Origin of the sequence: Photorhabdus khanii NC19 (genome assembly GCF_000517265.1) — a bacterium.
Taxonomy (GTDB): domain Bacteria; phylum Pseudomonadota; class Gammaproteobacteria; order Enterobacterales; family Enterobacteriaceae; genus Photorhabdus; species Photorhabdus khanii.
The window spans coordinates 462,519-478,827 of sequence record NZ_AYSJ01000002.1 but is presented as its reverse complement, the minus strand read 5'-3'; the positions used below and the strand labels follow the sequence as shown (position 1 = coordinate 478,827).

The following is a 16,309-nucleotide window of genomic DNA, read 5'->3' as shown; positions in this document are numbered from 1 at the left end:
GGGAGTCGCTATACCAGACAACAGCCATAGCTAATCGTGAGTTGTCTGTCGGTATCGCACTGTAATGATTGGCGTCTTGCTTTATCCTATCAGGAATGAGAGCCAGGACGCAGTAATAAGTCAGGAAGGGGTCATGTCTGCACAACCAGTAGATATCCAGATTTTTGGGCGGTCATTACGTGTCAATTGTCCATCAGAGCAAAAAGAAGCATTGCTGGCTGCCGCGGTGGAACTTGAACAACGTTTAGAAGATTTAAAAGAACGCACCAGAGTAACCAATACTGAACAACTGGTTTTTATTGTGGCACTGAATGTCTGTCATGAGCTGGCACAAGAAAAAGTGAAAACCCGTGACTATGCTTACAATATGGAACAAAAAATAAAGATGCTTCAACAGACTATAGAACAAGCATTAGTGGAGCAAGGTCGCATCACTGAGCGTACTATTGCATCAAATGAATGAATTCTATTGATAAATCATGCATTAGTGAGTGAATCATTCGATAATTAGTTGCTTTCTGTGTTTAGTTTTATACAATAGGTTACATAAAGTTGCTTAGTAAGCGTAAGCACTGAATAAATTTCTCTGAGATGTTCGTGAACGGGGAAAGTCCCCTGAGCCGATATTTCATACATGATAGAATGTAGTGCTCCGCAGCCGGTGTGCATGCTCGGTCCGTCCGAGAAGCCTTAAGGATGCGACGCTGCGTTCACCTTGAACCTAGGGTTCAAGGGTTACTACCTGTAACGGCATCTTGGAGAACCCTCAATTTTAATCATTGCTCGCATTAACAGGTCAGGTTCCATGCCATCAGCTCCCCTGTTATCACTCAGGCAAAACATCAGAAAGAAAATACGCCAGCAACGCCGTGAGCTAACCCCTGAGCAACAAGCCCTTTTTGCAAACCAAGCCGCAGAAAAAGTTGTCAACCACCCCAGAATTCACCAAGCCAATAAAATTGCACTATTTCTTTCATTTGATGGTGAACTTGATACCCGACCACTAATCAACCAACTCTGGCAACAAAACAAACAGATCTATTTACCTGTATTGCACCCTTTCAGTCGCCACCATCTGCTGTTTTTAAACTATCAACCAAATACGTTGCTTGTTAGAAATCGTTTCAATATAGAAGAGCCACCACTGGATGTTCAGCAGCTCTTACCCTTATCTGAGCTGGATATCATGATGATCCCGCTGGTTGCTTTCGACCGCACAGGACAGCGACTTGGAATGGGAGGTGGCTTTTACGATCGTACATTGAGCCAATGGCAACAAAAAAATTTCTATCCGATTGGCCTGGCTCATAACTGCCAATTAGTCGATACATTACCTTCAGCCGAGTGGGATATCCCATTACCAGAAATCATCACTCCCGAAAAAATCTGGCAATGGCAGTAAAAAATGGGCACCTTACATAATGCGCCCATTTACGGCGTAGCAAAATAATCAGTACAGCAGGCGAGAACGGATAGTACCCGGCAAAGCTTTCAGTTCCTGAAATACCATTTCAGCCTGAGCTGGGTTCTCAGTCACAATATCAATCACCACATATCCCATATCCCCGCTGGTACGCAGGTACTGAGCAGCGATATTAATATCCTGTGCAGCAAACACTTGGTTAATACTATTCAATATACCTGGACGATTTTCGTGAATATGTAAAAACCGATTGGTATCATCAGCATGAGCAGGAAGAGAAACTTCCGGGAAGTTGACTGCTGATAAGGTAGAACCATTATCAGAATACTTCGCTAACTTTCCTGCCACTTCATAACCAATGTTTTCCTGCGCTTCCTGTGTAGAACCACCGATATGCGGAGTCAGCAATACGTTATCAAATTTAAGCAAAGGCGACTCAAACGGATCATTATTGGTCGCGGGTTCAACCGGGAATACATCCACAGCCGCACCGGACAAGTGTTCACTTTCCAGTGCTTCACACAATGCCGGAATATCCACCACCGTTCCGCGTGAAGCATTAATTAGGATAGAACCCGGTTTCATCAATGCCAGTTCCTGCGTCCCCATCATATTCTTCGTTGATGGCGTTTCTGGTACGTGTAAACTGACCACATCACTCATATTCAGTAATTCTGATAAATGACGAATCTGATGAGCGTTACCTAATGGCAGTTTGTTCTCAATATCGTAGAAGTAAACATCCATACCAATATTTTCAGCCAAAATACCCAGCTGAGTACCAATATGACCATAACCGATAATACCCAGTTTTTTACCGCGCACTTCATAACAGCCCTTAGCCTGTTTATCCCATACGCCACGATGCGCTTTAGCATTCGCTAAAGGAATACGGCGCAGTAGTAACAACAACTCACCAAGTACCATCTCTGCAACAGAGCGAGTATTAGAAAATGGCGCATTAAAGACGGGGATACCCCGTTTGGCAGCGGCTTTCAGATCAACCTGATTGGTACCGATACAGAAACACCCCACAGCAACCAATTTTTCTGCTGCCTGGAAAATATCTTCTGTCAATTGTGTGTGAGAACGGATGCCAACAAAATGGGCATCACGAATTGCCTCTTTTAACGCCTGAGAATCTAACGCCCCTTTATGATATTCAATATTGCTATAGCCTGCTCCCCGCAGGTTTTCCACCGTGCTCTGATGTACACCTTCTAATAGCAAAAATTTAATCTTGTCTTTTTCCAGAGATACCTTAACCATTTACCCTGCCTATTGTTACGTCAATTTTCATTACATTTAAGATTCATTCTCTCAACATAACAAAAAAAACAGACACAGCAATACAAACGATTGCTATTCCTACCAAATAAGTCTTAATAAAATAATTATTGTGCGGAATAAAATGATATGAAGAAGAATAAAGTCAGAATTTAGATTATCTAATAATCAGATAAGTGAGATATATCACTAAATTTTCACTTATTATTAAAAGTAAAAAATTTTTAAGGGCGAAAGGTTCCGCCCTCTGTGAGCAATATTATTTAGTGATGGTTTTCACACCATCTAATGTTCCCATCAATACAACATCCGCACCACGGTTAGCAAACAGACCGACAGTGACGACACCGGCAATACGATTAATTTTATTCTCTAACTCAACAGGATCGAGAATTGCTAAATTATGCACATCCAGGATCACATTACCGTTATCAGTCACAACATTCTGGCGATATTCTGGTAAACCGCCCAATTTAATCAATTCACGGGCAACATATGAACGAGCCATTGGGATCACTTCAACCGGTAAAGGGAATTTACCCAATACATCAACGTTCTTAGAAGAATCAACAATACAAATGAATTTCTTCGCTATTGCAGAAATAATTTTTTCGCGAGTCAATGCGGCACCACCGCCTTTAATCATCTGCATATTGCCATTGATTTCATCGGCGCCATCAACATAAAGATCAAGGGAATCCACTTCATTACAGTCGAATACAGGAATTCCCAGGCTTTTTAGTTTTTCGGTAGAAGCCTCAGAGCTGGATACAGCCCCTTCAATCTGGTCTTTAATCGAGCCAAGAGCATCAATAAAATGCGAAGCCGTTGAACCCGTCCCCACACCGACAATCGTTCCGGGAGTGACAAATTCGAGCGCTGCCCAACCTACTGCTTTTTTCAGTTCGTCCTGAGTCATATCAATTCACAACCTATATCAGTTACAAGGAAAGCCTGTCAGCTAGTATAAACATTGACAACAACAAAGAAACTGCAATTAAACGGCATGTGGTAAATCATGAGAATTAATATTGAGTGATTAAAGAACCCGCCATAAGGCGGGCTACAAAAAGACTGATATTTATGCAGCCGCTTTGCTGCGATGACGACCTTGCTTCTCCTGGCTCGGTGCCTGCGCTTTCTCTTCCAAAGCTGGACCTACTTTCATTAGGAAATCTAAGGATTCTCCAGCCTTTTTGTAGGTTTGAACAGTATCGAACATCGGTTCTTTTTGTGCTTTCATAGCAACACCGCTAAGGCAACTTTATGACTAAATTGATTCATCATGCAGGACAAATATGAAAAAACAGTTGCTCTGCCTGAACATTATAGTACGCATCCAGATACTAACTATCAAAGAGCTAAACTCTCGGACCTGCTCTTCACCTTTTCGATTAACGTTTTGATGTCACATGACATCACATATCCACAACGCTCCAGCTCAAAACCAAACGAACAATAGTAAGCTATTTTATCCTCAACTGGTTCATGGATCCTTACAATTTCACCATCAACCATATTCATGAAAATCAATGTCGTATACAGAGTATACAAAAGCATTTTTCTTCTCAATGGGTGATTTTCAGTATCCTTAACAAAGTTTTCTAGCACATAAATGTTAAAGCTCTTATCGTTCAGATCGTATGTAGATAAAGCGGCTCCAGCTGGAACAAACTCAACTTGGAGAGGTTCCCTTGATGTGACAAACTTTATACACAAGCTGAAGCAGTTATCACGATTGCTCACTTCTGTAATATAATATTCCCAGTTAATAAGGCCACTAATCAACAACATCTATTCAAGCTGGAGATGAGCCCAGTACCAGTATCGGCTATCATTGATAAGACAGGATTTATGGCACACCAGATAATTTGCCTCATCCACCGGAAAAATATGGCATAGTGCTATGCAGAACAATCAATGGAGAATCTTTCTGTAATGAAACGCCCTGATTACCGAACACTGCAAGCCTTGGATGCTGTGATCCGTGAGCGTGGTTTCGAACGCGCAGCCCAGAAACTCTGTATCACTCAATCCGCAGTTTCCCAACGTATCAAGCAGTTGGAAAATCTGTTCGGTCAGCCTCTGTTAGTGCGCACCGTTCCTCCACGCCCCACCGAACAAGGGCAAAAGCTGCTGGCGCTACTGCATCAAGTAGAATTACTGGAAGAACAATGGTTAGGCGATGAATCGGGTACAGATACTCCACTGCTGCTTTCACTGGCAGTTAACGCCGATAGCCTGGCTACCTGGCTGTTACCGGCATTACACCCAGTGCTCGGTGATTTACCGATTCGGCTGAATATTCAGGTTGAAGATGAAACCCGTACTCAAGAACAATTAAGAAGAGGTGAAGTCGTTGGTGCAGTCAGTATTCAACCACAACCATTACCTGGTTGTCTGGTCGATAAACTAGGGGCATTGGATTACCTGTTTGTTGCGTCACCAGAATTTGCTACCCGATATTTTCCAAATGGGGTTACCCGTTCAGCACTACTGAAGGCACCTGCAGTAGCATTCGATCACCTGGATGATATGCATCAGGCATTTTTACAACAGAACTTCGATTTATCGCCGGGCAGTGTTCCATGCCATATCGTCAACTCATCTGAAGCTTTTGTGCAACTGGCAAAACAGGGTTCTACCTGTTGTATGATCCCTCATTTACAAATTGATCAGGAACTGAAAAAGGGCAAACTGCTCGACCTGACACCGGGTTTATGTCAGCGCCGGATGCTCTATTGGCATCGTTTCGCACCGGAAAGCAGAACCATGAAAAAAGTGACTGACGCCCTGTTGAAAATTGGGCGTCAGATGTTAAGACAGGATGACACGGATTAAGGTTTTAACTCAAACACAACATCAACCTGATCGCTAAAGCTGATGGTGTCCTGTTGGTAAGTTTCTCCCACGCCAGCAGCCGCACTTCCTGCCAGCACAACATCATTATTGCGGTATTTCATATAGGAAATATCTGGCGCTCGATAATTGATGCTGTATATCGGGCCAAGTTTACTGTTAAAGCCTTTCGCTAACACATCAGCCTGCTCAATCGCATTCTGAATAGCTTTCTGTCGGGCTTCATCACGATATTTTTGTGGATCGTCCACACCAAACTGAACGGATGAGATCTCATTCAAACCCGCTTTTAATGCGCCATCAAGCAAAATATTAAGATGATCCAACTTACGAACCTTCACTTCCACCGAACGGATTGCACGATAACCTTTTAGCACAGACTTATCGGATTCTCTGTCATACTCATAGTCAGGTTGAGTACGCAGATTCGCCGCATTAATATCTTTCTTTTCAATACCATTCTCTTTTAGAAAATCAAAATACTTAGCAACAAGCTCATCAACCTGTTTTTTAGCACCAGAAGCATCTTTGGCAGAAATATCGACGTTAATCATCAATGTTGCCATATCCGGTTCTGCTTTAATTACCGCATTACCAGAAGTCACAATATGAGGGACCACGGGTAAATCAGCTGCCTGCGCAGAGAGAGGTACGCCTCCTGCACTTAACATTGCAGCCAACCCTAATGATTTTAATTTCACCACAACCTCCGTAGAAAATCTGTCAAAAAAAGAGTTTATCCCCGGAAAAACCGAAACATGCATGGGATAAATAAAACACTAACACACACACTGTATGCAAAAAAAGTGTCCAGGTTAACCAGAAATTATCAATCCCTGTTTAGCAAGTTGCCAAGCTATATACCACATGACAATACAGATAAATCCATTAATAATTCGTTGAGAACGTGGCTTACTCAGTACCGGGGAAAACCAAGCAGCGAGGAATGCCAGAGCAAAAAACCAGCTAATGGAAGCGCTTGCAGCACCAAAAGTAAACCAAGGCCTGAGTTCTGAAGATAATTGACTACCAATACTTCCCAGTATAACCAGAGTATCCAGATAGACATGTGGATTTAACCAAGTGACAGCAAAGATAATCGCAATTACTCTCCAGCGACTGCTCACCATATTACCAGTCTGTGTGAGTTCTGCATTCGCAAGCAGAGCCACACGAAAAGCTCTCCAACCATACCACAATAAAAAAGCAACCCCTCCCCAAGTGACAAATTGCAGTAGTAAAGTTGACTGACCAAGCAATGCACTCCCTCCAAATACGCCGGCACCAATCAGAAAACCATCGCTGATAGCACACAAAGTGGCACTCATCATATGGAATTGTCTTCGGCTCCCTTGCTGCATAACAAAGGCATTTTGTGGACCAAGAGGCAAAATCATTGCAGCACTGAGAAAAAAACCCTGCAAAAATGTCGATAACATAAAAAAACTCCTCAATAATTATTCACTTTGCTCTTCCAATGTTCAGAATATTAAAAAGAATAGCTCATTAGAGGAAATAAATGCTGCTAATCGATCATAAGAAATTTTAATAATCAGCTAAAAAACCGGCTGTTACAGGAAAAACTTTTAGTTAATTCAAAGAAAATTAGGCAAATACACACTTAAGACATTAATTAATCGATTAATTCTATAAGAGGAAGAGGAAGAGGAAGAGGAAGAGGAAGAGGAAGAGGTTATTTTGAAAAAAATTACGGGTTTCATGTTGTTCGCGATCATTATTATTACTGCACTCACTATCAGAAGCTACTATTTACTTCGGAATGATGTTGAAGAAACATTAAACCAATCTGAAATAATTGAATACTATATTGGTACAGCAAATATTACCGATGTAGAACTCAGTAATTATCAACCTTTCTTATGTAAAAAAGGCTGTGAACGCTTTATCCTTAAAGTACAAGGTGAAAAAGGTAACGGGACCGTCGCTGCCGATATTAATTTATACGATTCAAGTGTTTTAACTGCTGTACTTTGCTTGCCCGACAGCAAAAAAATAGCGCTGACAAAAGATATCAACGATGATTTTGTTAAAAACAATTTTGATACCTTATGTCAATAAAATAAACCTGGCGGAATAGGCTTGGATCGCCCGCGCCATTCACGGCGCGGCACGAATTTATAGGCAAAAGCTTATAACCTGGGTGATTATCACCAAATCTATCATTTGACTAACCGCTCATTTTATTTTGAGCCACAACCTGATTTTGATGTAAATAAACATCCATTTGCGGGTAAGGAATACCGATATTGTGTTTATCCAATGTACGTTTAAAGTTTTCCATCAAATCCCAATAAACGTCCCAAGCATCACCATTGGTCGTCCATACACGCACAACAAAATTCAACGAAGAAGGTGCCATTTCATGCAAACGGATTGTCACGCCGCTATCATGCTGAATACGACTGTCTGCCGCAATAACATCACCCAACACTTTTTTGACTTCATCAATATCCGCATTATAGGCAACACCGACCATTATTTGCGTCCGACGATTCGGTTCACGACTGGTATTAATCACATTATCTGCAATAATTTTCCCATTCGGGATAACAATAATTTTGTCATCGGCTGTACGCAATGTTGTAGAGAAAATCTGCACCTGAACCACAGTACCTTCAACTGCGCCCAAAATAACATATTCACCGGCACGGATTGGCCGGAACGCCACCAATAACACGCCTGCGGCAAAGTTGGATAAAGAACCCTGTAAAGCCAAACCAACGGCTAAACCCGCAGCACCGATAACCGCAATCACCGAAGCTGTCTGAACCCCTAATTTGCCCAAAACAGCAATAACCGTGAACGCCATTACCGAATAACGGACAATCGCAGCCAGAAAATCTGACACAGTTATATCAATGCCACGCAACGACATAACTCTTTTCACACCTTTGCTGATTAATTTTGCCGCCATCAATCCCAATACAAGGATCAGAACAGCAGCAACCATATTGACCAGATACTGAATGATTAAGTCCTGATGATTAATAAACCAGCTTGTAGCCTCATTAATACCACCAGACAGACTGATATCTTCCATTAAAACCACCTTGATTATTTAGCTATTCAACTATAATTAACAAAATTACCTAATTGCTATTCTTCATAGCAGGTATCGATAGCAAGAAAAAAACCTATCGCGCCAGAAAATTATTCTGGTTTATATACAAATGATTACCAGTCGTTTTTTCGCAAAATAAAATCCCGATAATCGGACAACATATCAATAAAATCCTTGGTACCACAAAAAGCCAGACTTTCATTATCGTAATAACTCATGCCCTCTTCCATCTCATCAGTTTCAAACTCAAGCTGATTAGCACGAACCATAACTTCTTCGTCATCCATTAGCAGCGTATATTCATGACCCACAAGTTGCCATTGGCGTTCACTGCCCTTGATTTCAGCCAGCGCTGTGGTGATCTTATCCAGCACAGTCAAGTCACCTTTAACCTCTTCATTCAGCCACTGACCAATAGCTTCGTGATCCATTGAGAATCGGCTAGTCACCTGCCCAGTGACACCCAGCAAAAATTCGTAGTCCATCATTACCTCCGGTGCGTTCTCTTCATTAATAATATCTCAGGGAAACAAAAACAGCAAAATCGAACGTTTTGCCTCTGATTGATGAGATACATTCAAGAATATTGCAATACAGCTATTTATTTTCTATCTTGTCTGGAGAAAAAAACACTTTCAGGAACCATGTATGATACGGCATATCCTTTTGTTAAAATTCACATCCGATATAAAAGAACAACAATTAGCGGCGATAAAAGAGGCCTTTATTTCCATACAGCATCAAATCAAAGGTATTTTTTCTGTTGAGTGGGGAAATAATATCAGTAGTGAAAACAAGAACAAAGGTTTTACACACGCGGTCACAATGACATTTTATGATCATAAAACTCTTTCAAACTATCTGTCTCATCCAGCGCATGACAAACTAAAAGAGCTCATTATGGATTCTATCGAGGATATCGTAGTCTTTGATTATGAAGTAGCCTAGATAATCTTAAGGAAAGTATTTACATCGCCAGAAAATAACGATTTACTAATCAGTGATCGACGTAACAAATATTGCTTAATGCGATTAACCCTGTTAAATGTTTTAATATAATCTCATGTTTTTGTTATTGGATTAATCCTGTCATTTTATCAAATTGTTAATCGACTTAAAGTTCGTTTTTCCTAACGTTTTCTCTTCCAATATCGGTATAACATCGAATTTTTTACCTGCTTTAAAAAACCCTTAATCACTTATTTTTACCTTTAATGATTAAAGTTTTTACCTGTTTTTTCATGATACGCTTACCATTTTTTCCAGATTTTAAAACCATGCTGACAGATAAAAAACGGCTTTTTTTAACAACTGTCTTTGAAATGGGAGGTTTTTACCTCCCATGTTTTACGAGTAATTGCAATATACCAGAATTACACCGCAGTTTGGAATATCACATCATCCGCTTTTTCAGTGTATTGATTCAATTGGTCAAAGTTGAGATAACGGTAGGTATCTTCTGCTGTCTCATCAACTTTATCCATAAATTGCTGATATTCTTCTGGCGTAGGCAGACGTCCCAACAGAGAAGCCACCGCAGCCAGTTCAGCCGATGCCAGATAGACGTTCGCTCCCGTTCCTAAACGGTTCGGGAAGTTACGGGTTGAAGTAGAAACCACCGTTACACCGTCAGCAACACGTGCCTGATTACCCATACACAAGGAACAACCCGGTATTTCAATCCGTGCCCCACTCTTACCAAAGATGCTGTAATAACCCTCTTCAGTGAGTTGAGCCGCATCCATCTTGGTTGGTGGAGCAACCCACAAGCGAGTTGGCAATTGGCCTTTATGCTGATCCAATAATTTACCAGCAGCACGGAAGTGACCAATGTTAGTCATGCAAGAACCGATAAAGACTTCATCAATTTTGCTGTTAGCCACATCAGACAGCAAACGCGCATCATCCGGATCATTCGGTGCACACAGAATTGGCTCTTTGATTTCAGCCAAATCAATTTCTATAACTGCGGCGTATTCCGCATCAGCATCGGCTTCCAGCAATTGAGGATCTTTCAGCCAGCTTTCCATGCCCGTTACACGACGTTCCAGTGTACGGCGGTCACCATAACCTTCAGCAATCATCCATTTCAGCAATACAATATTAGATTGCAGATATTCGATAATCGGCGCTTTATCCAGTTTAATCGTACAACCTGCCGCAGAGCGTTCTGCCGAAGCATCCGCAAGCTCAAATGCCTGCTCAACTTTCAAATCTGGCAAACCTTCGATTTCAAGAATACGGCCAGAGAAGATGTTTTTCTTACCTTTCTTCTCAACGGTCAGAAGACCTTGCTGAATCGCATAGTAAGGAATTGCATGTACCAAATCACGTAAAGTGATACCGGGCTGCATTTGTCCTTTAAAACGAACCAGCACAGATTCAGGCATGTCCAAAGGCATTACACCCGTCGCAGCCGCAAACGCCACCAAACCAGAACCTGCCGGGAAGGAAATACCTATCGGGAAACGGGTATGAGAATCACCACCCGTACCTACGGTATCAGGCAACAACATACGGTTTAGCCATGAGTGAATGATGCCGTCACCCGGACGCAGGGAAACACCACCACGGTTCATGATGAAATCCGGCAAAGTATGGTGAGTAGTGACGTCAACCGGCTTAGGATAAGCAGCCGTATGGCAGAATGACTGCATCACCAAATCCGCAGAGAAGCCCAAGCATGCCAGGTCTTTCAGCTCATCACGGGTCATTGGACCGGTAGTATCCTGAGAACCAACGGAGGTCATTTTAGGTTCACAATATTCACTCGGACGAATACCCACAGTGCCACATGCCCGGCCAACCATTTTCTGAGCTAAGGAGAAACCACGGTTACTTTTCTCAACCGCTTTCGCCTGACGGAATACATCACTTTGCGGTAAACCAAGTGACTCACGAGCCTTACTGGTTAAACCACGACCAATAATCAGTGGAATACGACCACCCGCGCGAACTTCATCCAGCAACACATCGGTTTTCAGTTCAAATTCAGCCAATAATTCATTGGTTTGGTGATTGCGTACTTCGCCTTTATAGGGATAGATATCAATCACATCACCCATATTCAGCTTATTAACATCTATTTCAATGGGCAATGCACCAGCATCTTCCATGGTATTGAAGAAGATTGGCGCAATTTTACCGCCCAAAACAACGCCACCACCGCGCTTGTTTGGCACAAATGGGATATCTTCGCCCATAAACCACAGCACTGAGTTAGTGGCTGACTTACGGGAAGAACCGGTACCAACCACATCGCCTACATAAGCCAACGGGTGGCCTTTCTTATTCAGTTCTTCAATCTGTTTGATTGGGCCAACGATGCCAGCTTGATCAGGTTCTATACCTTCACGGGCATTTTTCAGCATAGCCAGAGCATGCAATGGAATATCAGGACGTGACCATGCATCCTGCGCAGGAGATAAGTCATCCGTATTTGTTTCACCAGTCACTTTAAATACAGTTACTGTGATTTTTTCTGCCAGTTCAGGACGTCCCAGATACCACTGCGCATCCGCCCAAGAGTGCATAATTTGTTTGGCTTGTGGATTACCGGCTTTCGCTTTTTCTTCTACATCATAGAAGTTGTCAAACATCAACAAAGTATGAGAGAGCGCTTTAGCTGCAATGGGAGCCAGTTTTTCATTATCCAGAGCATCAATCAGGGGATGAATGTTATAACCACCCTGCATAGTTCCAAGCAGTTCAACCGCTTTTTCTGGCGTGATGAGCGGTGAAGTGGTTTCACCTTTTACAATGGCGGCAAGAAAACCGGCTTTTACATATGCCGCTTCATCAACACCAGGGGGAACACGGTTAATCAGTAGATCTAACAGGAAATCTTCTTCACCTTTTGGTGGGCTCTTCAGTAACTCAACCAGCGCCGCCGCTTGCGTCGCGTCCAATGGCTTAGGGACGACACCTTGGGCTGCACGCTCGGCTACGTGCTTGCGGTATTCTTCTAGCACGACTTTCTCCTCGCTCTCATTGTCATTTATCTACCCGGCTGTCTGCACCCGCCTTAGAACCTGTATCATCAGGCTATTGTGTTTTCGCAACAATAACGCAACGCCCACTGGGACAGGCTGTTAGTTATGGTTCCGGGTGCCAGGTCAGAGGATTGCCGGCATAACCTAATCAGTTCAAGTTATGCCGAGCTTCGGGCACCCAGCATACCAAAATTTGAATACGATGTTAATTCGTTCACATAAAAGTAACATTAACTGATAGTAATATTCTGAATTAGCAGTAGATAACGCTATTAAAGCAGATTATTCCGCTAATTTTTGCCAGTAGCACCCACAAAAACCACACTTTTTATGCCCTATTTTTTTGAACAGGTCATACCAGGAATAAAAAAACGGCTTCCATAAATGAAAGCCGCTTAGTTGATTACATCAGGCAATTTAAGAAATTATTTCTTTTTCTTTGCCTTAGCATTTGGCAAGTCAGTAATACTGCCTTCAAAGATTTCAGCCGCCAGACCGACAGATTCATGCAACGTTGGGTGAGCATGGATAGTCAACGCGATATCTTCTGCATCACAACCCATTTCAATTGCCAGACCGATTTCACCCAGCAGTTCACCACCGTTAGTACCTACAATGGCACCACCGATAATACGGTTACTTTCTTTATCGAAAATCAGTTTGGTCATACCGTCAGCACAATCAGAAGCGATCGCACGGCCAGAAGCAGCCCATGGGAAGGTCGCTGTTTCATAGCTGATACCTTGCTCTTTCGCTTCTTTTTCAGTCAGGCCAACCCATGCAACTTCTGGTTCAGTGTAAGCAATGGATGGGATAACTTTTGGATCGAAGTAGTGTTTCTTACCAGAAATAACTTCAGCCGCAACGTGGCCTTCGTGAACACCTTTATGCGCCAGCATTGGCTGACCAACGATGTCACCGATAGCAAAAATGTGCGGTACATTGGTACGCATTTGCTTATCAACCTGGATAAAGCCACGGTCATCAACTTCAACACCCGCTTTACCCGCATCCATCATCTTACCGTTAGGTACACGACCGATAGCAACCAGAACCGCGTCATAACGCTGTGGTTCTGCCGGTGCGTTTTTACCTTCCATCGTGACGTAGATACCCTCTTCTTTGGCTTCTACTACAGTCACTTTCGTTTCCAGCATCAGGTTGAATTGTTTGCTGATACGCTTGGTGAATACTTTCACCACATCTTTGTCAGCCGCAGGAATAACCTGATCCAACATTTCAACGACATCAATCTGAGAACCCAGAGCGTGGTAAACAGTTCCCATTTCCAGACCGATGATACCGCCGCCCATCACCAACAGACGCCCAGGAACCGTTGTCAGCGCCAGTGCATCAGTAGAATCCCATACGCGAGGGTCATCATGAGGGATGAATGGTAATTGGATAGGACGGGAACCTGCGGCAATAATGGCATTATCAAAATTAATCGTTGTTGCGCCACCTTCACCTTCAACAACCAGCGTGTTAGCACCGGTAAATTTACCAACACCATTAACAACTTTAACTTTGCGGCCTTTAGCCATACCAGCCAGACCACCGGTCAGCTGATTGATAACTTTTTCTTTCCAGACACGGACTTTTTCGATATCGGTTTTTGGCTCACCAAAAACGATACCGTGATTTGCCAGAGCTTTAGCTTCTTCAATAACTTTTGCTACATGAAGCAATGCCTTAGAAGGGATACAACCCACGTTAAGACAAACACCACCTAAGGTAGAGTAACGTTCCACCAGGACGGTTTCCAAACCTAAATCCGCGCAACGAAAAGCAGCAGAATACCCTGCTGGACCTGCCCCAAGCACCACAACCTGGGTTTTAATTTCAGTACTCATCATGACCTCTTAATTGTTTGTCCGGCGGGTCAGACGCCAAAAAACGATATATTCCACCGGGACCTACACACCGCGAGCAGTTTACAGAATTGTTAATAACCTGAAAAGCGCGTTAACGTGACAGAACTCGCAACAAACCAACCAGATGCAAGCGGTTTCCCTGCCACAACAATAACAATCAGGCCGGCACATGGCCGGCCTTTGAGATTACATCACCAGACGACGGATATCGCTCATTGCATGATTAATAAATGTAATGAAACGTGCACCATCAGCACCATCGATCACTCGGTGATCGAAGGAGAGTGACATAGGCAACATCAGGCGTGGTACAAACTCTTTACCATTCCAGACCGGCTTCATGGATGAACGGGATACGCCAAGGATAGCCACTTCCGGTGCGTTAACGATTGGCGTAAATGCTGTGCCACCGATACCGCCCAGGCTTGAAATAGTAAAGCATCCACCCTGCATATCAGATGCAGTCAGTTTACCTGCGCGGGCTTTCTTAGACATCTCTGTCAGCTCGCGGGATAAGTCAATGATGCCTTTCTTATTGACGTCACGGAACACCGGAACCACCAAACCATTAGGTGTGTCAACTGCCACACCAATGTTGATGTATTTTTTCAGCGTCAGTTTCTGACCATCTGCCGAGATAGAGCTGTTAAAACGCGGCATCTCTTCCAATGCTTTTGCTACCGCTTTCATGATGAACACCAATGGGGTAATCTTCACGCCAAGCTGTTTCTTCTCAGCTTCCTGATTCTGCTGTTTACGGAAGTTTTCAACCTCAGTGATGTCTGTTTCGTCGAACTGTGTAACATGTGGGATCATCATCCAGTTACGGCTCAGGTTAGCACCCGAAATTTTCTGGATACGACCCAGTTCAACTTCTTCAATTTCACCAAATTTGCTGAAATCAACTTTCGGCCAAGGCAACATACCCGGCAGACCGCCACCGGCTGATGCAGGCGCAGATTCAGCACGTTTAATCGCGTCTTTCACGTAAGACTGAACGTCTTCACGCAGAATACGGTTTTTACGACCTGAACCTTTCACTTTAGCCAAGTTAACGCCGAATTCACGCGCCAGACGACGGATCACCGGCGTTGCGTGAACATAAGCACTATTTTCAATGAAATCGTTTTTATCTTCTTCTGCAAAGCTGCTTCTGCTCTCCAGAACAGGAATAGCTTTCTCAGGTTCAGCCACTGGAGCCGGAGCAGAAGCCACAGGTGCAGGTGCTGCACCCACCACTTCGAATACCATGATCATAGAACCGGTTTTCACTTTATCACCGGCCTTGATTTTAATCTCTTTAACCGTACCGGCGAACGGTGCCGGTACTTCCATAGAGGCTTTATCGCCTTCTACGGTGATCAGTGACTGTTCTGCTGTAACCGTATCGCCTTCTTTGACCATCACTTCGGTCACTTCAACTTCATCACCGCCGATATCGGGTACATGAACATCTCTGGCCGCAGAAACCACAGGTTCTGGTTCTGCCATACGAGAGGATAATGGCATCGCCGCTGATTCCTCAGCAGGTGCAGCGTCTACAGCGCCCTCTGCGGAAGCAAAAATCATAATCAGCTTGCCGGTTTCAACTTTATCGCCAACCGCAACGATGATTTCTTTAACAACACCCGCCTGAGGGGATGGAACTTCCATCGAAGCCTTATCACCTTCTACCGTGATCAGCGATTGTTCAGCTTCCACTGTATCGCCAACTTTCACCATGATTTCGGTGACTTCAACTTCATCTGCACCGATATCCGGTACGTTGATTTTGATAGTCATTGATCTTTAC

Annotated in this window: 15 protein-coding genes and 1 other RNA gene; 6 read left to right on the top strand and 10 right to left on the bottom strand. The window is 43.3% G+C overall.

Features of this window, described 5'->3' with window-relative positions; all coding sequences use genetic code 11:
* Positions 1-133: 133 nt before the first annotated feature.
* From zapA to PTE_RS02230, 3 genes are all read left to right on the top strand, one after another.
* Complete coding sequence (zapA, locus tag PTE_RS02235; RefSeq protein WP_021324001.1) at positions 134-463, top strand: cell division protein ZapA; 330 nt, start codon at positions 134-136, stop codon at positions 461-463.
* Positions 464-580: 117 nt separating this feature from the next.
* A non-coding RNA gene (ssrS, locus tag PTE_RS23165) (6S RNA) lies at positions 581-766 on the top strand.
* Between the two features lie 39 nt (positions 767-805).
* The gene (locus tag PTE_RS02230) at positions 806-1,402 is read left to right on the top strand and encodes a 5-formyltetrahydrofolate cyclo-ligase (RefSeq protein ID WP_036842830.1); all 597 of its coding nucleotides are present in this window, start codon (positions 806-808) and stop codon (positions 1,400-1,402) included.
* Positions 1,403-1,450: 48 nt separating this feature from the next.
* Here the strand turns inward: PTE_RS02230 and serA are convergent, their stop codons facing one another.
* From serA to PTE_RS25535, 3 genes are all read right to left on the bottom strand, one after another.
* Positions 1,451-2,692, bottom strand: coding sequence for a phosphoglycerate dehydrogenase (gene serA / locus PTE_RS02225; protein WP_036842827.1), 1,242 nt, complete (start codon positions 2,690-2,692; stop codon positions 1,451-1,453).
* Between the two features lie 277 nt (positions 2,693-2,969).
* Positions 2,970-3,629: a ribose-5-phosphate isomerase RpiA gene (rpiA, locus tag PTE_RS02220; RefSeq protein WP_036842825.1), complete on the bottom strand. Its 660-nt coding sequence runs from the start codon at positions 3,627-3,629 to the stop codon at positions 2,970-2,972.
* 162 nt (positions 3,630-3,791) lie between these two features.
* Positions 3,792-3,953 carry a hypothetical protein gene (locus tag PTE_RS25535; protein ID WP_165577068.1) on the bottom strand — a complete coding sequence of 54 codons (162 nt, stop codon included), beginning with the start codon at positions 3,951-3,953 and terminating at the stop codon, positions 3,792-3,794.
* A gap of 695 nt (positions 3,954-4,648) precedes the next feature.
* On the opposite strand from PTE_RS25535, the gene PTE_RS02210 reads away from it, so the two are divergent.
* A complete protein-coding gene (locus PTE_RS02210; RefSeq protein WP_036842822.1) occupies positions 4,649-5,551 on the top strand; it encodes a LysR family transcriptional regulator ArgP in 903 nt (300 codons plus the stop codon).
* Here the strand turns inward: PTE_RS02210 and PTE_RS02205 are convergent.
* Together PTE_RS02205 and argO are read right to left on the bottom strand one after the other, a co-directional pair.
* A complete protein-coding gene (locus PTE_RS02205; protein ID WP_036842820.1) occupies positions 5,548-6,270 on the bottom strand; it encodes an oxidative stress defense protein in 723 nt (240 codons plus the stop codon). The two genes, PTE_RS02210 and PTE_RS02205, sit on opposite strands and share 4 nt — an antisense overlap.
* A gap of 114 nt (positions 6,271-6,384) precedes the next feature.
* Positions 6,385-7,008 (bottom strand): arginine exporter ArgO, encoded by a 624-nt coding sequence (gene argO, locus PTE_RS02200; protein WP_036842818.1) that lies wholly within the window; start codon positions 7,006-7,008, stop codon positions 6,385-6,387.
* A 259-nt stretch (positions 7,009-7,267) separates the two neighbouring features.
* Between argO and PTE_RS02195 the strand changes: the two genes are divergently transcribed.
* Positions 7,268-7,648, top strand: coding sequence for a hypothetical protein (locus PTE_RS02195; RefSeq protein WP_036842813.1), 381 nt, complete (start codon positions 7,268-7,270; stop codon positions 7,646-7,648).
* A 109-nt stretch (positions 7,649-7,757) separates the two neighbouring features.
* Here PTE_RS02195 and mscS read toward each other — a convergent pair whose 3' ends face one another.
* Positions 7,758-8,630 (bottom strand): small-conductance mechanosensitive channel MscS, encoded by an 873-nt coding sequence (gene mscS / locus PTE_RS02190; RefSeq protein WP_036842811.1) that lies wholly within the window; start codon positions 8,628-8,630, stop codon positions 7,758-7,760.
* Positions 8,631-8,764: 134 nt separating this feature from the next.
* Positions 8,765-9,136: a YacL family protein gene (locus PTE_RS02185; RefSeq protein WP_036842808.1), complete on the bottom strand. Its 372-nt coding sequence runs from the start codon at positions 9,134-9,136 to the stop codon at positions 8,765-8,767.
* A gap of 163 nt (positions 9,137-9,299) precedes the next feature.
* Between PTE_RS02185 and PTE_RS02180 the strand changes: the two genes are divergently transcribed.
* Positions 9,300-9,599, top strand: a complete 300-nt coding sequence (locus PTE_RS02180; RefSeq protein ID WP_036842804.1) for a Dabb family protein — start codon at positions 9,300-9,302, stop codon at positions 9,597-9,599.
* A 425-nt stretch (positions 9,600-10,024) separates the two neighbouring features.
* Here PTE_RS02180 and acnB read toward each other — a convergent pair whose 3' ends face one another.
* From acnB to aceF, 3 genes are all read right to left on the bottom strand, one after another.
* Entirely contained in the window at positions 10,025-12,622 is a 2,598-nt protein-coding gene (gene acnB, locus PTE_RS02175; protein ID WP_036842801.1) for a bifunctional aconitate hydratase 2/2-methylisocitrate dehydratase, read from the bottom strand.
* 446 nt (positions 12,623-13,068) lie between these two features.
* Positions 13,069-14,496, bottom strand: coding sequence for a dihydrolipoyl dehydrogenase (gene lpdA, locus PTE_RS02170; protein WP_036842798.1), 1,428 nt, complete (start codon positions 14,494-14,496; stop codon positions 13,069-13,071).
* Positions 14,497-14,703: 207 nt separating this feature from the next.
* The gene (gene aceF / locus PTE_RS02165; protein WP_036842797.1) at positions 14,704-16,299 is read right to left on the bottom strand and encodes a pyruvate dehydrogenase complex dihydrolipoyllysine-residue acetyltransferase; all 1,596 of its coding nucleotides are present in this window, start codon (positions 16,297-16,299) and stop codon (positions 14,704-14,706) included.
* Positions 16,300-16,309: the final 10 nt, after the last annotated feature.